Genomic DNA, 22,492 nt, shown 5'->3' with positions numbered 1-22,492 from the left:
AGGCTCCCACCCCGTGACCAATCCCCTCGCCCCTGGCAGCCTCTCCGGCAAGCGCGCCCTCGTCACCGGTTCCTCGCGGGGCATCGGCGCCCAGACCGCGACCTACGTCGCCGAGGCCGGCGCGTCCGTCGTGATCAACTACCGGAGCAAGGCGCCGCGCGCCGAGAAGCTCGTCGCCTCCCTCACCGAGGCCGATGCGCAGGCGATCGCCGTCGGCGCCGACCTCACCGACGCCGGGTCGGTCACCGCGATGTTCGACCGGGTGCGGGAGGAGCTCGGCGGGCTGGACCTGCTGTTCCTCAACGCCTCCGGGGGCATGGAGCAGGGCATGGCGGAGGACTACGCCATGCAGCTCAACCGGGACGCGCAGGTCAACGCGCTGGAGACCGCTCTCCCCCTCATGGCGCCCGGCTCCCGCATCGTCTTCGTGACGAGCCACCAGGCGCACTTCATCAACACCGTCGAGACGATGCCGGAGTACGAGCCCGTCGCGCGCAGCAAGCGGGCCGGGGAGGACGCGCTGCGCGCCCTCATCCCGACGATCGAGGCCGCGGGGGTCGAGTTCGTCGTCGTCTCCGGTGACATGATCGAGGGCACGATCACGGCCACCCTGCTGGAGCGCTCGAACCCCGGCGCCCTGGCGACCCGCAAGGAGGCCGCGGGCAAGCTGTACGACGTCGCGGAGTTCGCCGCCGAGGTCGCGCTGGCCGCCGTCGAGCCGATCCCGGCCGACCACACCCGCTACGTCGGGGACATCTCCAGCTTCACGGCCTGACCCGGCCGTCCTCGGACCGCCGCACGCCCGCTCGTCGCCCGGGCGCGCGGCGGTCCACCGACCCGGCCGGGGGGTCAGACCGCCCGGCGCCGGCGCAGCCACAGCAGCGCGAGCCAGGCGGGCGGGACCCGCAACCAGAAGGTCAGCGCGCGGTGCAGGAGGGCGGCGGAGAGCGCCGCCTCGGCGGGCACGCCCGTCGCCACCAGCCCGGCCGCCAGCGCCGCCTCGGAGGCACCGATGCCTCCCGGGACCGGGACGGCCGCGGTGACGGCTGAACTTCCCACGACGACCAGCACGAGCAGCGCCACGGACGGTTCCCCGCCCACGGCCCGCGCGCAGCAGGCCAGGGTGGCCGCGAACCCCAGCGGCACCGCCAGGTGGCCCAGCAGCGCCACCAGGAGCCGCCCCGGGTGGGTCAAGGCGCGCCGCAACGCCGGCCACTCGGCCCGGACGGGCTCGACGACCTTGGCGGTGACGACGGCCCGTGCCCGCTGCCACCGGCGCGCGACGAGCACGAGCACGCCCACCACCACGACGGCACCGCCCAGGACGGGCCAGGGCAGCGGGACGGCGGTGTCCGGGTCGCGCCCGGCCGCCACGAGGCAGCCGAGGATCAGCACCGCCGTCACGACGAACGAGGTCGACTGGACGATGCCGATCGTCGTGGCGGCCACGGCCAGGGGCAGACCCCGCTGCTGCAGGTAGCGGACGGTGAGCGCCACCCCGCCGGTGCTGGAGGGCGTCACCAGGTTGACGAAGGACGTCGCCAGCCACACCAGGGTGGTCTGCACCACGGGGAGCCGCACGGGTGACAGCGCGGTCATCGAGGCGACGTTGCCGAGCAGCGGGACGAGGGCGCAGACCGCCGCCGCCCCCAGCCAGGCCGGGTCCGCCGACCGCAACCGCTCCCCCAGGTCCGCGGCTTCGAGCCGCCGGACGAGCACCGCGACGGCCACGACGGTGGCGACCGCCAAGGCGACGCGCCAGAACCGGCGCACCGACCTGGCCCGACCCGGCCGGTTCAAGCCCGCAACGCCGAGCCCTGCTGCCACTGCTCGTACGTCTCGTTCCACACGTTGAAGCCGTTGCCGGGTTCGATGCCGCGGTCGCTGCCGGTGTAGACGACGACGTCACCGACCTTGGAGTGGTCGTACATCCACTTGGCGTCCTCGGTGCTCATGCCGGTGCACCCGTGGCTGACGTTCGCCCTCCCCTGGGACGACACCGACCACGGTGCGGCGTGCAGGAACTCCCCGGAGTTGGTGATGCGCAGCGCGTACTTCACGTCGACGTTGTAGTAGTCGGGGTCGTCCTGGCCGATGCCGGTCGTCTCGGAGTTCATCTCCCGCGACTCCTCCAGGCTCATGATGACCTTCGTCCCGCTGCGCGTGACGAACTTCCCACCGCTGCCGGACTGGCCGAGGGTGACCGGGATCGTCCTGAGGACCTCCCCGTCCCGCGTGACGGTCAGGGTGTGGGCGGCGATGTCGACGGTGCTGACCATGGCGGAGCCGATGGTGAAGTCGATGTCGCGGGTGGTGCCCCACACGCCCGGGGAGACCTCGATCCCCCCCAGGTCGATGTCGAGGTGGACCGCGGAACGGGCCGGCCAGTAGTCGGCGGGCCGGAACTCCACCTTGGTGTCAGAGCGCCAGTTCCAGGAGCCCTCGACGGCCTGCGGCGAGGCGGTGACCGTGAGGTTCTGCTCGACGGCGCTGCGACGGTCGTCGGCGATGGGCGCGTCGAAGGTGACGATGATCGGCATGCCCACGCCGACCTCCTTGCCCGACAGCGGGGCGACCGCGGGGAACGCCGTCTGCGTGGGCGTGAGCGTCGTCAGGGTGGAGTCCTGGGTCGTGGGCCGTCCCGAGCGGTCGGTGGCCACGGCGTGCACGGAGTAGGCCGTCCCGACGGTGAGGCCGGCCGAGGAGGTCCACGTCCCGCTGGGCTCGTCGAGGGTGCCCGGCACGGTGGTGCCGTCGGCGGCGGTGACCGTGACCTCGGTGAGCTCGCCGTCGGTGACCGTCACGGTCACCGGCGCGTCGGGACGCACGTCGAGCGCGGCGTTCGCCGGGCTCACGGTGATCCGGGCCGGTGCGGCGTCCGGCGTGCTCGCCGGCGTCGTCCCCTCGGCTCCGGACTTCGACTGGCAGCCGGCCACGGCCGGGGCGGCCGCCGCCGTCAAGAGCGCCGCGACCAGTGTGCGTCGACGCATCGACGACCTGAAGTTGTTGATCACCGTGTCTCCCCCGGGACGCGGACGCCCCCTCGTGCTCTCCCCACCGGCCATCCTCGCACCCCGGCGGTCCACAGACAGGACGCGGCGCGCACCCGCCCTGTTGCACGACGGCAGGTCACGGTTCGGTGATCTGCAGGGCCCGGGAACGCCGAAGGGCCCCGCACCGTGGTGCGGGGCCCTTCGCGGACGAAGCTCAGTGAGCGTGCTCGCCCTTGTAGTACTCGAAGACCCACCCGACGATCATCGGGATCGTGATCACGACGCCGATGAGCCAGAGCCACCACCCGACGGCGACCCCCAGGAAGGCGATCGCCCCGCCGGCGGCCAGGTACAAGGGCCACCACGAGTGCGGGGAGAAGAACCCCTGCTCGCCGGCGCCCTCGGAGATGTCGGCCCGCGGGTTGTCCTCGGGCCGCTCGTCGATCCGGCGGGCGGTGATGGTCAGGTAGGTGCCGACGAGGACGGCCAGACCACCGGTGAGCAGCAGGGCGATGAAGCCCACCCACTCGTCCCAGCGGGTCAGCAGTCCGTAGACGAAGGCGACGGGGATGAAGAAGAGGATCCCGCCGGAGAACAGCCAGGTTTCAGGCTTCATCGGTGTCAGCGCCCCTCGTGAACGTCTTCACGGCCACGACGGTCGGAGCCGCCGTACACCGCATCCAGCAGGTTGCCGCCACCGTCGTGGTTGTCGTGCGCCGCGACCTCGGGGTGGTGCAGGTCGAAGGCGGGACGCTCGGAGCGGATGCGCGGCAGGGATGTGAAGTTGTGCCGCGGGGGCGGGCAGGAGGTCGCCCACTCCAGGGAGGCGCCGTAGCCCCACGGGTCGTCGACCGTGACCTTCTCGCCGAAGCGGGCGGTCCGGTAGACGTTCCAGAGGAAGGGCAGGAAGGACAGGCCCAGGATGAAGGACCCGATCGTGGAGATCTGGTTCATCGTCGTGAAGCCCTCACCGACGAGGTAGTCGGCGTAGCGGCGCGGCATGCCCGCCGCACCCAGCCAGTGCTGGATGAGGAAGGTGGAGTGGAACCCGACGAACAGCAGCCAGAAGTGCAGCTTGCCCCAGCCCTCGTGCAGCATCTTGCCGGTGAGCTTGGGCCACCAGAAGTAGAAGCCGGCGAACATCGCGAACACGACCGTGCCGAAGACGACGTAGTGGAAGTGCGCGACCACGAAGTAGGAGTCCGACAGCTGGAAGTCCAGCGGCGGCGCGGCGAGGATGACGCCGGTCAGACCGCCGAAGAGGAAGGTCACGAGGAACCCGACGCTCCACAGCATCGGCGTGTCGAAGGTCAACGACCCGCGCCACATCGTGCCGATCCAGTTGAAGAACTTCACCCCGGTCGGGACGGCGATGAGCATCGTCATGAACGAGAAGAACGGCAGCAGGACCTTGCCGGTCACGTACATGTGGTGCGCCCACACGGTCACCGACAGGCCGGCGATCGAGATCGTCGCGAAGACGAGGCCCTTGTAGCCGAAGACCGGCTTGCGGCTGAACACCGGGAAGATCTCGGTCACGATGCCGAAGAACGGCAGCGCGATGATGTAGACCTCCGGGTGCCCGAAGAACCAGAACAGGTGCTGCCACAGGATCGGGCCGCCGTTGGCGGCCTCGAAGACGTGGGCGCCCATGATCCGGTCGGCGGCCAGCGCGAGCAGCGCGGCGGCCAGGACCGGGAAGGCCATGAGGATCAGCACGCTGGTGATGAGCGTGTTCCAGGTGAAGATCGGCATCCGGAACATCGTCATGCCCGGGGCGCGCATGCAGATGATCGTGGTGATGAAGTTGACCGCACCGAGGATCGTGCCGAACCCGGAGAAGGCCAGGCCCATGACCCACAGGTTGCCGCCCAGCCCCGGGGAGTGGACGACGTCGGACAGCGGCGCGTAGGCGAACCAGCCGAAGCTCGCGGCCCCGTTGGGGGTGATGAACCCGGCGGCGGCGATGAGGCCCCCGAAGAGGAAGAGCCAGTACGCGAACATGTTCAGCCGCGGGAAGGCGACGTCCGGGGCGCCGATCTGCAGCGGCATGATCGCGTTCGCGAACGCGGAGAACAGCGGCGTCGCGAACAGCAGCAGCATCACCGTGCCGTGCATGGTGAAGGCCTGGTTGTACTCGTTCTTGGTGGCGAACACCTGCATGCCGGGCTCGAACAGCTCGGCGCGGATGAGCAGCGCCATGATCCCGCCGAGGAGGAACCAGATGAACGAGGTGACGAAGTAGAGGTTGCCGATCACCTTGTGGTCGGTGCTGGACAGCCAGTTGGCCATGACGCGACCGCGCGAGCGCGGCAGGACGGCCCCCAGCGGCTGGCGCGACGTCACGCGCGCCGCGGTGCCGGGAAGGTCGAGGCTCTCAGCAGCCATCAGTTCTCCTCCTCGTTCGAGTGGACCGAGTCGGCCTGGACGTTGGCGAGCTCCTCGTCACCGGCCAGGGTGGTCGGCAGCGAGCCGGTCTGGCCGGCCGCTGCGAGGTCGTCCAGGTGCTGCTGGTACTCCTCGGCCGAGACGACCTTGACGTTGAAGAGCATCTCGGAGTGGTACTCGCCGCAGAGCTCGGCGCACTTGCCCTTGAAGTCGCCCTCCTTGGTGGGGGTGACCTGGAACTTGTTGGGGCTGCCCGGGATCATGTCCATCTTCATGAGGAAGGCGGGGACCCAGAAGGAGTGGATGACGTCGCGGGAGTACAGCTCGAACTCCACGGTCTCGTCGACCGGCAGGTAGAGGGTCGGGAGCGACTCCTCGACCCCCGGCAGCCCGGTGAGGTCGGCCTGGCGACCGGTGTCGTAGACCCCGGGCTGGGCGGACTCGCCGTTGCCCTCGAGGTAGTTGAAGTCCCAGGACCACTTCTTGCCGACGACCTGGACCGTGACGGCGGGGTCCTTGGACGTGTCGAGGATGGCCTGCTGGTCCCGCGCCACGTAGTAGAAGAGGACCCCGACCATCATGACGGGGACGATCGTGTAGAGGATCTCGATCGGCATGTTGTACCGGACCTGCGCGGGCAGCTCCGGGTCGTTCTTGCGGCGGCGGTAGGCCACCACGCACCAGATCGTCAGCCCCCAGACGAGGACGCCGACCACCAGCGCGGCGATCCACGAACCGTCCCAGAGCGCCGAGATGCGCCCGGTCATGTCCGTGGCCCCGATGCTGTCGTCGGGGAGGAAGAAGTTGCTCGCCGAGGCGTCCGGCCAATCCCCCGCGCAACCGGTCAACAACAGCGCCGCGCCCCCGGTGAGGGCGCCGGCGACCAGCGCCTTGGGGGGACGGCGACGACGCGTCGCGCCCGAGTCTCGCGTGCCCAACGTCGGCCTTCCCACGTGCGTGCAGTGAACGGGGACGATCTGTGTCCGTGACGCGTCGGTCCTGGGCAGGCTCGTCCCTCCGAGGAGAGACTACCCCCCGTCGTAGGCGATCGGCCGTTCGGGGCGCGTCAAGTCCGAGGAAGTTCCGGGCCGTCCAGCAGCGGGGGCACCGGGCGGGCCAGGGCCGTCCTCAGCATCGCCTGGTAGGCGCTGCGCGGGACCTGCTCGACCCCCAGCGTGGCGAGGTGGTCGGTGCGCCACTGCACGTCCACCAGCCGGCCGCCGACGCCGTCGGCGACCAGCACGTCGGCCAGGGCCACCACGGCCGCCTTGGACGCGTCGGTCACGCGGTGGAACTTCGACTCGGCGGCGAACAGACCGCCCAGGCTCACGCCGTACAGCCCCCCGACGAGCTCCCCGTCCTGCCACACCTCCACCGAGTGGGCCCAGCCCAGGCGGTGCAGGCGGCCGTAGGCCAGCGCGATCCCCCCGGTGATCCAGGCGCCGGGGCGCGCGGGGTCGGCGCAGCCGGCGACCACGGCGTCGAAGGCGGTGTCGAGCCGCACCTCGAAGCGGCGCAGCGACCGCCGCAGGGACCGGGACACGTGCACCCGGCCGGGCACCAGGACGCCCCGCGGGTCCGGCGACCACCAGCCGAGGGGCCCGCGGCCTCCCCCGCCCAGCCCCATGGGGAAGAAGCCGTGGCGGTAGGCGTCCAGCAGCGTCGCCGGGTGCAGGTCACCGCCGGAGGCGACGAGGTCCTCCCCCTCCTCGGTCCGCAGGTCCTCGAAGCCGAACCGCGCCGGGCCCACGTCGAAGCGGGAGCGGCCGGGCGGCGTGCGGGGGAAGGGCGCGCCCCACACGCGATCGGCCCCCGCACCCGGGAGGGGTACGGGGGCCGCGGTGCGGGACGGACCGTCAGCTGAAGGAGTCACCGCAGGCGCAGCTGCTCCCGGCGTTCGGGTTGTCGATGGTGAAGCCCTGCTTCTCGATGGTGTCGGCGAAGTCGATCGTCGCGCCGTCGAGGTACGGGGTGCTCATCTTGTCCACGACGACCTCGACCCCGTCGAAGTCGCGCAGCGCGTCCCCGTCGAGGGTCCGCTCGTCGAAGTAGAGCTGGTAGATGAGGCCCGAGCAGCCACCGGGCTGCACGGCGATGCGCAGCCGCAGGTCGTCGCGCCCCTCCTGCTCGAGCAGCGTGCGGACCTTGGTCGCGGCCACGTCGGTCAGCAGGACCCCGTGGGTGGGGGTCGTGTCCGTGGTGGAGGTCATGTGCATCGTCTCCGGAAGCGATCGCGGGGCTGTCGTCGGGTGCAACCGCGGCCAGCCGCGGTCTGTTCCCCGACGAGGTTACGACTCGCGGGACAGGCCGTCGAGCAGGAGCACCTCGCCCAGGCAGGCGCGGGCGAAGTCGGCCAGGTGCAGGGACTCGTCGGCCCCGTGGGCCCGCGAGTCGGGGTCCTCGACCCCCGTGACGAGGATGGCGGCCGCCGGGTAGGCGGCGGACAGGTCCGCGACGAAGGGGATCGAGCCGCCCATGCCCATCTCCACCGCGGGCGCCCCGAAGGCGGCGCTCAGCGCCTCGCGCGCCACGGCGTGCGCCCGCGAGGAGGTGTCGGCCGAGAAGGCCTTGCCCTCCTCGCCGTCGGCGACGTGGACCCGGGCGCCGAAGGGGGCGTTGGCCAGCAGGTGGCGGCGCAGCGCCGTCATCGCGGCCGACGGGTCCTGCCCGGGGGCGATGCGCATGCTGACCTTGGCGCGGGCCGAGGGCACCAGGGTGTTGCTGGCCCGGTCCACCGGCGTGGCGTCCAGGCCGATGACGGAGATCGCCGGCTTGGTCCACAGCCGGTCGGCGACGGTGCCCGTGCCGGCCAGCCGGACCCCCGGCAGCACGCCCGCGTCGGCGCGGAAGGTCGCCTCGTCCAGGTCGACGACCGGCGCGGCGGAGCCGTGGAGCCCGTCGACCGCGACGTCGCCGTTCTCGTCGTGCAGCGTGGCGATCAACCGCGCCAGGACCGTGAGGGCGTCCAGCACCGGGCCGCCGTTGACGCCGGAGTGGACCGCGTGGGAGAGCACCTCGACCGTCACGTCGCAGTCCACGAGCCCTCGCAGGGTCGTGGTCAGGGCCGGCACGCCCACGCGCCAGTTGCCCGAGTCCGCCACCACGATGACGTCGGCGGCCAGCGCCTCGCGGTGCTCGGCCAGGAAGGCCGCGAAGGTCGGGGAGCCGATCTCCTCCTCCCCCTCGACGAAGACGGTCACGCCGACGCCGTCGTCGGGCCCCCAGGTGGGCAGCAGCGTGCGCAGCGCGTGCACGTGCGCCATGACCCCGGCCTTGTCGTCCGCCGCGCCGCGGCCGAAGAGCCGGCCGTCGCGCTCGGTGGGCTCGAAGGGCGGGCTGGACCAGTCCTCCTCCCGGCCCGGGGGCTGGACGTCGTGGTGGGCGTAGAGCAGGACGGTCGGCGCCCCGGCGGGGGCGGGCCGGTGCCCCACGACGGCCGGGTTCGACTCCAGCTCCCCCGCGCGGGCGGTCAGCACGTCGACCCGGGGCAGCCCCGCGCCGCGCAGCAGTTCGGCCACGGCCGCGGCGCTGGCGTGCACGTGCCCGGCGTCGAAGGCGCGCGCGGACACGCTCGGGATCCGCACCAGGGCCTCCAGGTCGGCCCGCGTCGCGGCGTCCTGGGCCGCCGAGGCCGCGCGCAGGGACTCGAGGCGGTCGTCGGCAGGGGTCTGGTCGCTCACGGGCGCGACGCTACTCGAACGCTCCGGCGGGGCGCCGGGCCCGGTCCCGGCCCCCGTCCGGTGACGTACCCTTCATCTCGTGTTCGGACGCTCGAAGGAGAAGCCAGCCCCCACCGCGGAGGCCCCCGCCGTCGAGCTGACGAAGGTCGGTGGCAAGGGGCGCCCGACGCCCCGGCGCAGCGAGGCGCAGGCCCGCAACGCCCGGCCCCTGGTCCCCGCCGACCGCAAGGCCGCCCAGAAGCTGAGCCGCGAGGCCCAGCGCGAGGAGCGGGCCCGGATGCAGTCGGCCCTGCTGACCGGGGACGAGCGCTACCTGCCGCTGCGCGACCGCGGCCCGCAGAAGCGCTTCGTGCGCGACGTCGTCGACGCGCGGCGCAACGTCGGGGAGTACTTCCTCATCATCGCCGGGATCTCCCTGGTGCTGTCGATGGTCGCCCAGCCCCTCGGCTCCACGTCGCTGGTGCTGGCCACGACGGCCCTGATCTACGGGATGCTCGCCGTCGTGGTGATCGACAGCGTGGTGCTCGGCCGCCGCGTCCGCCGCCGGGTCGCCGAGAAGTTCCCCGAGCCCGAGCGCGGGCTCGTCTCCTACGGGGTGACCCGGGCCCTGCAGATCCGTCGCATGCGCCGCCCGGTGCCGATGGTCGCCCGCGGCGCGCACCCGAGCTGACCCGACCGCAGCACCACCGAGCAGAGCAGGACCGGACAGAACCGTGACGCACTCCCGCGCCGTCCGCTGGACGACGACGGCCGCTCTGGCCGTCACCATCCTCATCATCGTCACGGGCGGTGTCGTCCGGGTCACCGGCTCGGGCCTGGGCTGCCCCACCTGGCCGCGCTGCACCGACGACTCGTTCACCTCCGCCACGGTCGACACCGGCGTGCACGGCGCCATCGAGTTCGGCAACCGGATGCTGACGACGGTCATCTGCCTCGCGGTCGGCGCCGTGATCATCGCCTGCCTGCTGCAGCGGCCGCGGCACCGCGCCCTGCTGTGGTCGGGCTGGGGCCAGTTCCTGGGCGTCCTGCTCAACGCCGTCGTCGGGGGCATCACGGTGCTGACGGGCCTGAACCCGTACGTCGTGGCCGCCCACTTCATCGCCGCCATCGCGCTGCTCGTCTCGGCGACCGTCAGCTACGACATCGCGCACCGCTCCGTGGTCCCGGCCCCCGCCCCGGCCACCCGCCGCCTCGCGCGGTGGCTCGTCGCGGTCACCGGCGTCGTCGTGGTCGTCGGCACCGTCGTCACCGGCGCCGGCCCGCACCCGGGCGACAGCGCCAGCGTCCACCGCATCCCGGTGGACTGGACGCTGGTGACGGTGGTCCACGGGGTCGCCGCCGTCCTCGCGCTGGTGCTGGCCGCCCTCGTGGTGGTGGTGGCCCGCCGCGCCGGGGACGCGCTGGTCGCCCGCCGCGCGGGCATCCTGCTGGCCCTGTTCGCGGCCCAGGCCGCGCTCGGCCTCTACCAGAGCCTCGACGGCCTGCCGGGCCTGGCCGTCGTCCTGCACCTCGGCGGGGCGGCCCTGACCGCGGCGGGCGCCACGCGCGTGCTGCTGGCGGCGCGGTCGACCACGGTGGACCGCGCGCGGCAGGCGGCCCTCGCCGTCTGAGGCGTCTGGCGTTAGGTTCGCGACCATGGAGTTCAGACACCTCGGCCGCAGCGGCTTGAAGATCTCGGAGATCACCTACGGCAACTGGCTGACCCACGGCTCGCAGGTCGAGAACGACGCGGCCGTCGCGTGCGTGCACGCGGCGCTCGACGCGGGCATCTCGACCTTCGACACCGCCGACGTCTACGCCAACACCGCGGCCGAGACGGTCCTGGGCACCGCGCTGAAGGGGCAGCGCCGCGAGAGCCTGGAGATCCTCACCAAGGTCTACTTCCCGACCGGCCCCCGCGGCCACAACGACTCGGGCCTGTCCCGCAAGCACATCCTGGAGTCGATCAACGGCTCGCTGCGCCGGCTGGGCACCGACCACGTCGACGTCTACCAGGCCCACCGCTGGGACGTGTCGACCCCGGTCGAGGAGACGATGCAGGCGTTCGCCGACGTCGTGCGCTCCGGCAAGGCCCTCTACATCGGCGTCAGCGAGTGGACCGCCGACCAGCTGCGGCGGGGTCGTGAGCTCGCCGACCAGCTCGGGTTCCAGCTCATCTCGAACCAGCCCCAGTACTCGGCGCTCTACCGGGTCATCGAGGAGCAGGTCGTCCCGGCCTCCCAGGAGCTGGGGATCTCGCAGGTCGTCTTCTCCCCCGTCGCGCAGGGCGTCCTCACCGGCAAGTACACCCCGGGCGGGGCGCCGCCGGAGGGCAGCCGCGCGACGGACGAGAAGGGCGGCAAGCAGATGATCAGCCGCTGGATGCGCGACGACGTGCTGTCGCGGGTCCAGGAGCTGAAGTCGGTGGCGAGCGAGCTGCAGCTGTCCATGGCCCAGCTGGCCGTGGCGTGGGTGCTGCAGAACGACAACGTCGCCGCGGCGATCATCGGCGCCTCGCGCCCCGAGCAGGTGCACGAGAACGTCAAGGCGTCCGGGGTGAGGATCCCCCAGGAGCTGATGGCCAAGATCGACGCCGTCCTCGGCGACGTCGTGGAGCGCGACCCGGGCCGCACCGCGGCCGGGACCCCCACCGAACGTCCGTCCTGACCCGCGAGGATCGACGGCCCGTCGGCGCGGCCGGCCACCCGGGGGTGGCCGGCCGCGCTCAGTCGGCCGGGCGCAGGGACAGCGGGCCGTAGGCCCTCGCCCCGTCGGCCCACAGGTGCGCGTTCTCGACGCCCTGCTCGCGCAGCCCGCGCCACGCCTCGCCGATCCAGGTCTCGGCGTCCGACTGCGTCGGGAACACCGTCCCCCCGGCCTCGACGGGCCGGCCCTCGGCGTCCTCGTACGTCCACGTCCACTGCGTCGCCCTCACCCGGGCGACGCTACTCAGTGCACCCGGTGCTTGGCGACCGGCGCGTCGTGGTCGCCGTCGCGCGGCGCGGTGCGGCGCCGCAGGTCCACCGCGGCGAGGACCAGGGACAGCAGCACGAGGCCGAGGGAGACCCGCAGCCCGTGCGACAGGGCCTCGCCGACGGCCGCCTCCCCCCCGGTCCCGCCGTCCGCGGCGAGGGCCGAGAAGAAGACGGCGGTGGCGGCGGCGACCCCCACCGCCGAGCCGACCCGCTGCCCGGTCTGCAGGACGCCGCCGGCCACCCCGGCGACGGAGCGGGGGACGTCGGCCAGCGTGAGGGTCTGGTTCGGCGAGATGACCAGCCCGCTGCCGGCGCCGGTGAGGGCCAGGCACGCCGACAGCGCGATCGCCCCCGCGGTGCCCTGGACGGCCGCCGAGACGACGTCCGCGGCCGTCAGCCCGAGGGCGACGAGGACGAGACCGACGACCACGACGGTCCGCCCGCGGGTGGAGACCAGCCGTCCCCCGACCTGGGAGGTGAGGGCGGACAGGACCGCGAAGGGCGTCTGGACGAGCCCGGCCTGCCACGGGGCGAAGCCCAGCCCGGACTGCAGGTACAGGGTGACGACGAGGAAGATGCCGGTGAACCCGGCGAAGTAGGCGATGCCCACCGCGGCCCCGACGCTGAACGAGGGTGTGCGGACCAGGGCGCCGGGCACGACGGGGTCGCGGCGCAGGCGCCCCTCCCGGCGCTCCCACCCGACGAACGCGATCAGCAGCGCGAGGCCCGGCGCCAGCAGGGCCCAGCGCCAGGGCGCGTCGTCGCGGCCGGTGGTGAGGACGAAGGGCAGCATCCCGACGACGGTGGCGGCGCCGAGCAGGAGCAGCCCGACGGCGTCCAGGTGCAGCCGGCCGCGCTGCCGCGGCGGGGGCGCGGGCAGCCACCGCCGGGCCAGCGGCAGCAGCACCAGCCCGAGGGGCACGTTGACGAGGAACACCCCGCGCCACCCCTCGGCCTCGCCGAAGACCGCCAGGATCGCCCCGCCGAGCAGCGGCCCGACGGCTGTGGAGACCCCGATGGTGGTGCCGAAGGCGCCGAAGGCGCGGCCGCGTTCGGCGCCGGTGAACAGCTGCTGGATCAGCGCGAGGACCTGCGGGTTGACCAGACCGGCCGACATCCCCTGCAGGACGCGGACCACCGACAGCTGCCAGGCGTCCTGGACGAGACCGGCGACGGCGCTGGTGAGCACGAACGCCGCCAGGCCCACGAGGAACATCGCGCGCCGGGAGTACAGGTCCCCTACGCGGCCGGCGGGGACGAGCACCAGCCCGAAGGCGAGGGCGTACCCGGCGACGATCCACTGGACCTGGCTGGGGCCGGCGCCGAGGGAACCCTCGATGGACGGGAGCGCGACGTTGACGATGGAGACGTCCAGCAGGGTCATGAACCCCACGGCGAGGCAGACGGCGAGGGCGCGCCAGCGGTTCGGGTCCGGCGGTGCGGACGTGGCGTCGGTCACTGCTCTCCTCGGGCGGGTTCGTCGGGGCAACTGACTCTCACCCGACGGGGACGCCCCCACAACCCGGAGCGGACCGGTCTAGCGGTCGGTCTCCCGCCGCGTGCGGCTGGCGGCCAGCTCGGCGAGGACGCGCCGCGCCCAGCCCGGACCCTCGTAGATGAACGCCGTGTACGCCTGGACCAGCGAGGCACCGGCCTCGAGGCGTTCGGCGACGTCGGCGGCGGTCTCGATGCCCCCGACCCCGATGAGGACCAGCGACCCGTGGGTGCGGGCGGACAGCCGGCGCAGCACGGCCAGCGAGCGCTCCTTCAAGGGGGCCCCCGACAGGCCCCCGCCACCGGCGGCCGCGACCTCGGCCGCGGGCGTGCGCAGCCCCTCGCGGCCGATCGTGGTGTTCGTCGCGACGATGCCGTCCAGGCCCGTCTCGACCGCGAGGTCGGCGACCGCGTCGACGTCCTCGTCGGACAGGTCCGGGGCGATCTTCACGAGCAGCGGGACGCGCCGGTGCGCGGCGGCGTCGGCGGCCTCGCGGACGGCGGTCAGGACGGGGCGCAGCTTCTCGACGGCCTGCAGGTCCCGCAGGCCGGGGGTGTTCGGGGAGGAGACGTTGACGACGAGGTAGTCGGCGTAGGGGGCCAGCAGCCGCGCGGACGTGGCGTAGTCGGCGGCGGCGTCGGCCTCGTCGACGACCTTGCTCTTGCCGATGTTCACGCCCACGACGACGGGGTGGGCCGGCGGGGCGGCGCGGAACTGCCGCAGCCGCTTGGCGACGACCTCGGCGCCGTCGTTGTTGAAACCCATGCGGTTCACGACGGCGCGGTCGGCGACGAGCCGGTGCAACCTCGGCTTGGGGTTGCCCGGCTGGGGCAGGGCGGTGACGGTGCCGACCTCGACGCAGGAGAACCCGAAGTGGCCCAGCGACGTCAGGCCCGTGGCGTTCTTGTCGAACCCCGCCGCCAGCCCCAGGGGGGTCGGGAAGTCGATGCCGAGGACGCGGGTGCGCAGCCGTTCGTCGTCCTGGACGAACGCCCTGCGCAGCACCTGCGGGGCGACGGGGACGCGGCCGGACAGGCGCATCCCGGCGAACGCCCAGTGGTGGGCGACCTCGGGGTCGATGCGGGTCAGGACGTGCCGGTAGAGGGTCTTGTACACGCTTCCACCACCGGCCACGTCCTGCAGCCTAGTCGGCCTCAGCCGATGGAGGCCGTGCGGGTCTCCCGCAGCAGCGCCAGCGCGATGAGGCTGACGACGGCCGTCCCGGCGAGGTAGTAGCCGACCCAGCTGACGTCGTGCGCCGCAGCGAGCTTGACCGCGGTGTACGGCGCGAGCGAGGCGCCGAGGATGGAGCCGGAGTTGAAGGCCAGCGAGGCCCCGGTGTACCGGACGTTGGTCGGGAACAGCTCGGGCAGGTAGGCGCCGATCGGCCCGAAGACCAGGCCCATGAAGAACAACCCGGCGCACAGCCAGACCATCACCTTCCAGGTCTCCCCCGACCCGAGCAGCGGTCCGGTGAGCAGGCCGACGACGGCGCCGCCGACCATCGCGGTGGCCAGGACCGGGCGGCGGCCGAAGCGGTCGGACAGGATCCCCGACAGCGGGGTCCCGATCGCCATGAAGACGACGGCGACGCAGAGCATCAGCAGGAAGTCCTGGCGCTCGTAGGTCAGCGTCTTGGTGCCGTAGCTCAGCGACCACGTGGTGGTCAGGTAGAAGAGCGTGTAGGTGAGCATGACCGAGAAGGCGCCCAGGACGACGATCTTCCCGCTGCGCCGGAACGTCTCCGCGACCGGGACGCGGACCTGCTTGTTCTCGGCCAGGGCCTTGGCGAAGATCGGCGTCTCGGACAGGCTCAGCCGGATCCACAGCCCGAGGACCACCAGGAGCGCGCTGAGCAGGAACGGCACCCGCCAGCCCCACGACATGAACGTCTCGTCGCTCATGTTGGTGGCCAGCACGATGAACAGGGTGTTGGCGATGATGAACCCGAAGGGGGCGCCGAGCTGGGGGAACATCCCGTAGAGCGCCCGCCGGTTGGCCGGGGCGTTCTCGGTCGCCAGCAGCGCCGCACCGCCCCACTCCCCGCCGAGGCCGAAACCCTGCCCGAAGCGCAGGAGGCACAGCAGGGCCGGGGCGAGGTTGCCGATGCTGGCGTGGGTGGGCAGGACGCCGATGAGGACGGTCGAGACGCCCATCACGAGCAGCGCGGCGACCAGGGTCGTCTTGCGGCCGATGCGGTCGCCGAAGTGGCCGAAGCAGATCGAGCCGATCGGGCGGGCGACGAACGCGATGGCGAACGTGGCCAGCGACGCGAGGGTGGCGGCGGTGTCGTTGCCCGAGGGGAAGAACAGCGCCGGGAACACCAGCACGGCGGCGGTGGCGTAGACGTAGAAGTCGTAGAACTCGATCGTGGTGCCGATGAGGCTGGCGGCCGCGACCTTCCCGACGGGGTTGGTGGCGGCGGGCGCGGCGGTCTGCGCCGAGGTCGAAGCGGGGCCCATGACTCCAGGAACCTTCGGGGACGACGGTGGGTGGGGTGCCGTCCCAGGGGTCGTCCTGGCCGGGCGGGCTACACCCGGGTCGTGCACCGGGGTCGCCGTCGCCGTCCGGGTGTGACGCGGATCCTACGCCCCACCCGTCGGCCTTCCAAGATCCGAGACAGCTGTCTCAATCCTTGAGATGGACGACCTCGCGGTCCGCGATGGAGGCGCGGGCCGCGTCCACCACGACGCAGGTGCCGAACGCGTCCCACGGGTCGACCGGCACCGGCCCCTCCCCGCGCACCGCGGCCGCGAAGGCCGTGTAGAAGTCCGGCCAGCGCCCCGGCTCGGACGGCACCCGCCGCACCGTGCCGCCGGCCAGGGCGAGGGCGCCCCACCGGCTGCGCGGCTCCGCGCCCCACGCCGCCCCCTCCGACAGCGGGGTGCGGCCCGACAGCAGGACCTCCTCCTGCACGTCGATGGGCGAGTCGAGCACGAAGGTCCCCCGGGTGCCCGTCAGGCGGAACCGCGGCGCCGGCAGGGACTGCTTCCAGGACCCCGACAGCTCGGTCCGCACCCCGCCGACGTGCTCGAGCTGGAGGCGGAAGTCCGTCTCCGCGCCGTCGGCGCCGCGGGCCTGGGCGGACACCGACCGGGCGGGGCCGAACAGGTGCAGGGCCTGGTCGACCAGGTGCGCCCCGAAGTCGCGCAGCAGCCCGCCCCCCGCGGCCGGCGGGTCCGTCGGGTCCCAGCGCTCGAAGGCGGACTCGAAGCGCACCACGTCCCCGAGCTCCCCGTCGGCCAGCACCCGACGCACGGTCAGCAGGTCCGAGTCCCAGCGGCGGTTCTGGTACGGCGACAGCAGCACCCCCGCCGCCCGCGCCGCCTCGATCGTCCGCCCGGCCGAGGCGGCGTCCAGCGCGAACGGCTTGTCGCACACCACCGGCAGGCCCAGGGCGATCGCCTCGTCCGTCAGCGCGGTGTGGGTGGCGGCCGGGGTCGAGATCGCCACGGCCCGCGCGCCCGCGGCCGCCGCCTCGGCCATCGAGGCCACCACCCGCACGCCCTCGTGCTCGGCCCGGGCCAGCGCGGCGCGCTCGGGGTTCGTCGTGACGACGAACCCCAGCCGCGCCCCCACCGCGCCCTCGATGATCGGGGCGTGGAAGTAGCGGGCTCCCCCGCCGTAGCCGACGAGGGCGAAGGTCACGGGGTCGGTCACGGTCTCGGTCACGGCAGGACGCTACCCACCCGGCGCCGGCTCACACGCGGCAGAGGTCCGAGCGCACGATGAACCGGACCCCGTCCGGGGCCTCCAGGGAGAACCCCGCGCCCCGGCCGGGGACCAGGTCGATGGTGAGCTCGGTGTGCGACCACCGCGCGAACTGCTCCTTGGACATCCACACCCCCACCGTGAAGGCCTGCGCCCCGTCGCGGGCCGGGACCCGCACGTCGCCCAGGAACTCGTCGGCGTCGGAGACGATGAACTCCCCGTCGGGGAAGCACATCGGGGAACTGCCGTCGCAGCACCCGCCGGACTGGTGGAACATCAGCTCCCCGTGCCGCGCCCGGAGGCTGCGGAGCTCGTCCGCGGCCTCCGGGGTGAGACCGACGGGCACCTCAGAAGAACCCGAGCTTGGAGGTGGAGTAGCTGACCAGCAGGTTCTTCGTCTGCTGGTAGTGGTCGAGCATCATGCGGTGGTTCTCCCGCCCGATGCCCGAGCTCTTGTACCCGCCGAACGCCGCGTGAGCCGGGTAGGCGTGGTAGTTGTTCGTCCAGACGCGGCCGGCCTGGATGCCGCGGCCCATCCGGTAGGCGAGGTGGATGTCGCGGGACCACACCCCCGCCCCGAGGCCGTAGAGGGTGTCGTTGGCGATCTTCAGGGCGTCGTCGGGGTCGCCGAACCGCGCGACCGAGACGACGGGACCGAAGATCTCCTCCTGGAAGATGCGCATCGAGTTGTCGCCCTCGAACACCGTCGGCGTGACGTAGTACCCGCCGGACAGCTCCCCGCCGAGGTCGGCGCGCTCCCCGCCGGTGAGCAGCTTCGCGCCCTCCTTCTGCCCGATGTCGATGTAGGACAGGATCTTCTCGAGCTGGTCGTTGCTGGCCTGGGCCCCGATCATCGTGCCGGTGTCCAGCGGGTTGCCCTGCTTCACGGCCCTCGTGCGTTCCAGCGCGTCGGCGAGGAAGGTGTCGTAGACGCCGTCCTGGATGAGCGCCCGCGACGGGCAGGTGCAGACCTCGCCCTGGTTGAGGGCGAACATCGTGAACCCCTCGAGGGCCTTGTCGTAGAAGTCGTCGCGCGAGCGCGCGACGTCGTCGAAGAAGATGTTCGGGCTCTTGCCGCCGAGCTCCAGCGTGACCGGGATGAGGTTCTGGCTGGCGTACTGCATGATCAGCCGGCCCGTCGTCGTCTCACCGGTGAAGGCGATCTTGCGGATCCGCGGGTTGCTCGCCAGCGGTTTGCCGGCCTCGGCGCCGAACCCGTTGACGACGTTCACCACCCCCGGTGGCAGCAGGTCGCCGATGAGGTCCATCAGCAGCATGATCGACGCCGGGGTCTGCTCGGCGGGCTTGAGGACGACCGCGTTCCCGGCCGCGAGCGCCGGCGCCAGCTTCCAGACCGCCATCAGCAGCGGGAAGTTCCACGGGATGATCTGCCCGACGACCCCGAGCGGTTCGTGGAAGTGGTAGGCGACGGTGTCGTCGTCGATCTGCGAGATCCCGCCCTCCTGGGCGCGGACCACCCCGGCGAAGTAGCGCAGGTGGTCCACCACGAGGGGCAGGTCGGCGGCCAGGCACTCCCGGACGGGTTTGCCGTTGTCCCAGGTCTCGGCGACCGCGAGCTTCTCGAGGTTCTGCTCGATCCGGTCGGCGATGCGGTTCAGGACCAGGGCGCGCTCGGCGACCGGGGTCCGCCCCCAGGCGGGGGCCGCGGCGTGCGCGGCGTCCAGGGCGCGTTCGACGTCGGCGGCGGTGCCGCGCGCGACCTCGGTGAAGACCTGCCCGGTGACCGGGCTGGGGTTCTCGAAGTAGCGGCCCTCGGCGGGGGCGACTCGCTCGCCGCCGATCCAGTGGTCGTAGCGGTCCTGGTACTGGACCACGCTGCCGGGGCGTCCGGGCGCTTCGTAGACCGTCATGGCGACCTCCACGGTGAGGGACCGGCGACTGCTCCGTCGCCGTGGTCCCAGCCTGCGGCGGGGCGCGTTGCAACCGCGTTGCAGGGGGCGGTGGTCAGCCCCGCAGGCGGTGCAGGCGGGCGACGGCCTCGGCCCGGCCGGGGTCGCCCGGCTGCAGCCGGGCGACGAGGTCGTGGGCCACGACGGCGTCCCCGCGCCCGGGGGCGGTGCGGGAGAACTCCAGCAGCGCCTGGTCGTCGTCGCCCTCCAGGACCGCCGAGCGCAGCTCCGTCCGCAGCTCCTCGCGCAGGTCGCGGACGCCGGGGGCGTCCGAACCGGGCAGCAGGTCCCCCGTCCAGGCCCGCACGGCCTCGCGGGTCCGTCCGGCGCGCAGCGCCTCCCGCAGGTCCAGGGCGTCGCACCGCAGCGTCCCCAGCAGCCGGTACGGCGCCGGGGACACGTCCAGCGCGCCGCGGGTGCGCTCGGCCAGGGCCGCCCGCAGCCGGTGCACCTCGGCCCGCACCGAGACCGGGGCCAGCTCGCGGTCGTCGAGGTCGGCGGCCAGCTGCGCGGCCGACTGCCCGCCGGCCGGCCCCGTGCGCAGCAGCAGGAGCAGCTCGCTGTGCCGCAGCGACAGCGGCCGGCGCTGCCCGGCGGCCTCCAGGGCCGGAACGGCCCCCAGGACGGTCAGCCGCGGCGGAGCGGGGGCGTCCGCGGCCCGCGGGACCAGCCGGCGGCGCAGCGCGGCGACGCGCAGCTCCCCCTCGACGGCGCCGACGGCGGCGCGGACGAGCTCCAGCGCGCGTTCGCGGCCCAGGTCGTCACCGCCGGTCAGGTCGAGGACGCCGAGCACCTGCCCGGTCAGCGGGTCGCGCACCGGGGCGGCCGAGCAGCTCCACCCCGACACGGCCGTCGCGTAGTGCTCGCCGCGCCGGACGCGGACGGGGCGGTTCAGCGCCAGCGCCGTGCCCGGGGCGTTCGTCCCGGCGACGTCCTCGCTCCAGCGGGCGCCCTCGACGAAGGCCATGGCCTCGGCGGCCCGGCGCAGCCCCGGGTCGCCCTCGACCCACAGCAGGGTGCCGTCCCGGTCGCTGACGGCCATCAGCACCGGCACCCCGAGCGGTTCGGCCAGCAGCAGGTGGCGGGCGGTCGGCAGGACCGCGGCCAGCGGGTGGGCCTCGCGGCGGGCCCGCAGGTCAGCGGCGTCGGCCAGCACCGGCGGCAGGACCCGGTCGGGGTCCAGGCCGCTGCTGCGCGCGCGCCACCACGAGGAGGACACCAGTTCGCGGGCGCCGGGCAGCGGGGTGCCCTCGACCCCGCCGGCGCTGGACGCCAGCCAGTCCTCGCGCGCGCTGGACGGACCTGCCGACACCGGTGACCTCCCGTCGGGCCCCCCGGCGGACCCGGGTACCCGGAACGGTAGGCGGGGGCCGCCGGTCGGACAACCCTCCACCGGGTGGTGGGGACGGGAGGGAACCGGGTGGGGCCGGACGGGGTGGGAGCATGCCGGGAGCACACGCCGGTCCCGTCCCCGAGGAGTCCCGATGACCGACGGCCCGCGGCCGTTGAACCTGCGCGAGATCGCCGAGGGCCTGCGGTCCCCGCACACCTCCGCGGCCCGGCCGCGCCGGGTGGCCCCGCTGCTGCCGGCCTCGCGCGCCGACCAGCTGGCCCGCTGGCTGGCCGGGGCGCAGGACCGCGACGTGGCGCGCCCCGTCGACCGCGTCCGCCTCGTGGTGTTCGCCGGTGACCACGGGGTCGCCGCCCGCGGCGTCTCCCGGCTGGAGCCGGGCTGGACGGCCCGGGCCGTGCGCGACCTGGTGGCCGGCCGCGGGCCGCACGCCGAGCTGGCCGCGCGGGTCGGGGTGCCCGTCGAGGTGCACGCGGTGGGCGTCGACTGGGGCGGGCAGGGGCCGTCCGGGGTGCCGGCCGGCGTGATCGAGCGGGCTGTGCGGCCCTCCGGGGACATCGCCGTCGAGGACGCGCTGAGCACCGAGGAGACCGAGGCCGCGGTGCGCGCCGGGGCGGCCGTGGCCGACGCGGCCGTCGACGCGGGGGTCGACCTGCTGCTGCTCGGCGACCTCGGCGCGGGCGCCACGACCGTGGCCTCGACCCTCGTCGCGGTCTGCCTGCGCAAGGGCGCGGTCGACGTCGTCGGGCGCGGCAGCGGCGTCGACGACGACGCGTGGATGCGCAAGACCGCGGCCGTGCGCGACGCCGTGCGCCGGGCCCGCAAGCTGGCCACCCGCCCGACCGCGGTGCTGCAGGCCGTCGGCAGCGCCGACGTGTGCGCGGCCGTCGGGTTCCTGCTGCGGGCCGCCGCGCGCCGCACGCCCGTGCTGCTCGACGGGACCGTCGGCGTGGCCGCCGCGCTGGTCGCCTCCCGCGGCGTGCCGGGGGCCGAGAAGTGGTGGCAGGTCGGTGCCGCCACGGCCGAGCCCGCGCAGGCCCTGGCGGTGGACCGGCTGAAGCTGACGCCCCTGCTGGACCTGGGCGCCGGTCGCGGCGGCGGCACCGGGGCGCTGACCGCGCTGCCGGTGCTGCGGGCCGCGCAGGCGCTGGCCGAGGCCGACGAGGCCGAGCTGCCCCCGCTGCCCGACCCGGAGCCCGCCCCGGAGCCCGCCCCGGAGCCCGACCCGGTCGCCGTCGGAGCCCTCGCCGGGCCGGACGATCAGGGCGCCTCGCCCGAGCCTCCCCCCGCCCCCGAGCCCGAACCCTCGCCCGGAGCCGCCGCCGGACCCGCCGGGGAGAGCACCCGCCCGAACGTGTGACCGGTCGCGGTGGCCTCGAGCTCGGTGAACCCGGTGCGGCGGTAGAACGCCACCGCGCCGGGGTTGGCGGCCGACACGCCCAGGTGCACCCCCGGTGACCCGGCCGCCGCGAGCTGGCCGCACAACCGCTCGATCAGCGCCCGGCCGACCCCCCGCCCCTGCAGGCGCGGCAGCAGGTCGACGTGCAGGTGGGAGGGGAAGGCGGTCCACACCGGGGACGGCACCACCGGCTCGTGGACGGACCGCAGCAGACCGGCGTCGAGGGGGCGGTCACCGGTGCGGGGGTAGCGCTCGCGCAGCGGCGGCCACCAGCGGTCGGCGCGCCAGCGCTCGAAGCGGGCGGTGTCCAGGCACCCCAGGACGTACCCGGCGGGGCCCTCCTCGTCCAGGACCAGCGTCCCGAAGGCCGCCTCGTGGTGGGCGTAGGGGGCCGCGTAGACGTCGCCGAGCAGGTCGGGGAAGGCGGTCAGGTCGCTGGCGTCGCGGCCCGCGTCGCCGGTGAGGCGGCAGATCCGCGACAGGGCCGCGGCGTCCTCGGCGCGGACCGCCCGCCACCGGACCCCCGGCCGGACCTCCTCCTCGCACCCGTCGCGACCGTCGCCGGCCGACCCGCCCCGTCCCGGCCCTCTGCCCTGTCGCACACGGTCACG

At 73.9% G+C, this 22,492-nt stretch carries 22 protein-coding genes; 5 read left to right on the top strand and 17 right to left on the bottom strand.

What is annotated here, in order from left to right; genetic code table 11:
* Positions 1-13: 13 nt before the first annotated feature.
* Positions 14-775: an SDR family oxidoreductase gene (locus tag ACRYM6_RS03255; RefSeq protein ID WP_432541120.1), complete on the top strand. Its 762-nt coding sequence runs from the start codon at positions 14-16 to the stop codon at positions 773-775.
* Positions 776-849: 74 nt separating this feature from the next.
* Here ACRYM6_RS03255 and ACRYM6_RS03250 read toward each other — a convergent pair whose 3' ends face one another.
* The 8 genes from ACRYM6_RS03250 to ACRYM6_RS03215 form a co-directional block, all read right to left on the bottom strand.
* Positions 850-1,773 carry a lysylphosphatidylglycerol synthase transmembrane domain-containing protein gene (locus ACRYM6_RS03250; protein WP_432541119.1) on the bottom strand — a complete coding sequence of 308 codons (924 nt, stop codon included), beginning with the start codon at positions 1,771-1,773 and terminating at the stop codon, positions 850-852.
* Positions 1,774-1,796: 23 nt separating this feature from the next.
* Positions 1,797-2,990: a L,D-transpeptidase gene (locus tag ACRYM6_RS03245; protein WP_432541118.1), complete on the bottom strand. Its 1,194-nt coding sequence runs from the start codon at positions 2,988-2,990 to the stop codon at positions 1,797-1,799.
* Between the two features lie 217 nt (positions 2,991-3,207).
* A complete protein-coding gene (locus tag ACRYM6_RS03240; protein WP_432541117.1) occupies positions 3,208-3,609 on the bottom strand; it encodes a cytochrome c oxidase subunit 4 in 402 nt (133 codons plus the stop codon).
* 5 nt (positions 3,610-3,614) lie between these two features.
* Positions 3,615-5,381, bottom strand: a complete 1,767-nt coding sequence (gene ctaD / locus ACRYM6_RS03235) for an aa3-type cytochrome oxidase subunit I (protein WP_432541115.1) — start codon at positions 5,379-5,381, stop codon at positions 3,615-3,617.
* Complete coding sequence (ctaC, locus tag ACRYM6_RS03230; protein WP_432541114.1) at positions 5,381-6,319, bottom strand: aa3-type cytochrome oxidase subunit II; 939 nt, start codon at positions 6,317-6,319, stop codon at positions 5,381-5,383. The genes ctaD and ctaC overlap by 1 nt, the downstream gene beginning before the upstream one ends.
* 128 nt (positions 6,320-6,447) lie before the next feature.
* The gene (aat, locus tag ACRYM6_RS03225) at positions 6,448-7,182 is read right to left on the bottom strand and encodes a leucyl/phenylalanyl-tRNA--protein transferase (RefSeq protein WP_432541112.1); all 735 of its coding nucleotides are present in this window, start codon (positions 7,180-7,182) and stop codon (positions 6,448-6,450) included.
* Between the two features lie 55 nt (positions 7,183-7,237).
* A complete protein-coding gene (locus ACRYM6_RS03220) occupies positions 7,238-7,591 on the bottom strand; it encodes a HesB/IscA family protein (RefSeq protein ID WP_432511863.1) in 354 nt (117 codons plus the stop codon).
* A 78-nt stretch (positions 7,592-7,669) separates the two neighbouring features.
* Positions 7,670-9,061 carry a dipeptidase gene (locus tag ACRYM6_RS03215; protein ID WP_432541111.1) on the bottom strand — a complete coding sequence of 464 codons (1,392 nt, stop codon included), beginning with the start codon at positions 9,059-9,061 and terminating at the stop codon, positions 7,670-7,672.
* Between the two features lie 79 nt (positions 9,062-9,140).
* On the opposite strand from ACRYM6_RS03215, the gene ACRYM6_RS03210 reads away from it, so the two are divergent.
* The 3 genes from ACRYM6_RS03210 to ACRYM6_RS03200 are packed head-to-tail and all read left to right on the top strand — an operon-like array spanning position 9,141 to position 11,707.
* Positions 9,141-9,731, top strand: coding sequence for a DUF3043 domain-containing protein (locus ACRYM6_RS03210; protein ID WP_432541109.1), 591 nt, complete (start codon positions 9,141-9,143; stop codon positions 9,729-9,731).
* 43 nt (positions 9,732-9,774) lie between these two features.
* Complete coding sequence (locus ACRYM6_RS03205) at positions 9,775-10,671, top strand: COX15/CtaA family protein (protein WP_432541107.1); 897 nt, start codon at positions 9,775-9,777, stop codon at positions 10,669-10,671.
* Between the two features lie 25 nt (positions 10,672-10,696).
* Positions 10,697-11,707, top strand: a complete 1,011-nt coding sequence (locus ACRYM6_RS03200; RefSeq protein WP_432541106.1) for an aldo/keto reductase family protein — start codon at positions 10,697-10,699, stop codon at positions 11,705-11,707.
* A gap of 58 nt (positions 11,708-11,765) precedes the next feature.
* Here the strand turns inward: ACRYM6_RS03200 and ACRYM6_RS03195 are convergent, their stop codons facing one another.
* The 8 genes from ACRYM6_RS03195 to ACRYM6_RS03160 form a co-directional block, all read right to left on the bottom strand.
* Positions 11,766-11,975, bottom strand: coding sequence for a hypothetical protein (locus ACRYM6_RS03195; RefSeq protein ID WP_432541104.1), 210 nt, complete (start codon positions 11,973-11,975; stop codon positions 11,766-11,768).
* A gap of 14 nt (positions 11,976-11,989) precedes the next feature.
* Positions 11,990-13,474 carry an MFS transporter gene (locus tag ACRYM6_RS03190; protein ID WP_432541102.1) on the bottom strand — a complete coding sequence of 495 codons (1,485 nt, stop codon included), beginning with the start codon at positions 13,472-13,474 and terminating at the stop codon, positions 11,990-11,992.
* 78 nt (positions 13,475-13,552) lie between these two features.
* A complete protein-coding gene (locus ACRYM6_RS03185; protein ID WP_432541101.1) occupies positions 13,553-14,626 on the bottom strand; it encodes a quinone-dependent dihydroorotate dehydrogenase in 1,074 nt (357 codons plus the stop codon).
* 38 nt (positions 14,627-14,664) lie between these two features.
* A complete protein-coding gene (locus ACRYM6_RS03180; RefSeq protein WP_432541099.1) occupies positions 14,665-15,972 on the bottom strand; it encodes an MFS transporter in 1,308 nt (435 codons plus the stop codon).
* 166 nt (positions 15,973-16,138) lie between these two features.
* Entirely contained in the window at positions 16,139-17,182 is a 1,044-nt protein-coding gene (locus tag ACRYM6_RS03175; protein WP_432541098.1) for a Gfo/Idh/MocA family protein, read from the bottom strand.
* A gap of 28 nt (positions 17,183-17,210) precedes the next feature.
* Positions 17,211-17,567 (bottom strand): DUF779 domain-containing protein, encoded by a 357-nt coding sequence (locus ACRYM6_RS03170; RefSeq protein ID WP_432541097.1) that lies wholly within the window; start codon positions 17,565-17,567, stop codon positions 17,211-17,213.
* 1 nt (position 17,568) lies between these two features.
* On the bottom strand, positions 17,569-19,092 hold the full coding sequence (adh, locus tag ACRYM6_RS03165) for an aldehyde dehydrogenase (RefSeq protein ID WP_432541096.1): 1,524 nt from the start codon (positions 19,090-19,092) through the stop codon (positions 17,569-17,571).
* 94 nt (positions 19,093-19,186) lie between these two features.
* Positions 19,187-20,443, bottom strand: a complete 1,257-nt coding sequence (locus ACRYM6_RS03160; RefSeq protein ID WP_432541095.1) for a GAF domain-containing protein — start codon at positions 20,441-20,443, stop codon at positions 19,187-19,189.
* Positions 20,444-20,615: 172 nt separating this feature from the next.
* Between ACRYM6_RS03160 and ACRYM6_RS03155 the strand changes: the two genes are divergently transcribed.
* Entirely contained in the window at positions 20,616-21,842 is a 1,227-nt protein-coding gene (locus ACRYM6_RS03155) for a nicotinate-nucleotide--dimethylbenzimidazole phosphoribosyltransferase (RefSeq protein WP_432541093.1), read from the top strand.
* Here ACRYM6_RS03155 and ACRYM6_RS03150 read toward each other — a convergent pair.
* Positions 21,743-22,483: a GNAT family N-acetyltransferase gene (locus tag ACRYM6_RS03150; protein WP_432541092.1), complete on the bottom strand. Its 741-nt coding sequence runs from the start codon at positions 22,481-22,483 to the stop codon at positions 21,743-21,745. The two genes, ACRYM6_RS03155 and ACRYM6_RS03150, sit on opposite strands and share 100 nt — an antisense overlap.
* Between the last annotated feature and the right edge of the window lie 9 nt (positions 22,484-22,492).

The organism is Kineococcus rugosus (genome assembly GCF_050871975.1).
Classification (GTDB): Bacteria; Actinomycetota; Actinomycetes; order Actinomycetales; family Kineococcaceae; genus Kineococcus.
Note: the sequence above shows the minus strand (reverse complement) of the source record. Positions and strands in the feature narration are given on the sequence as shown.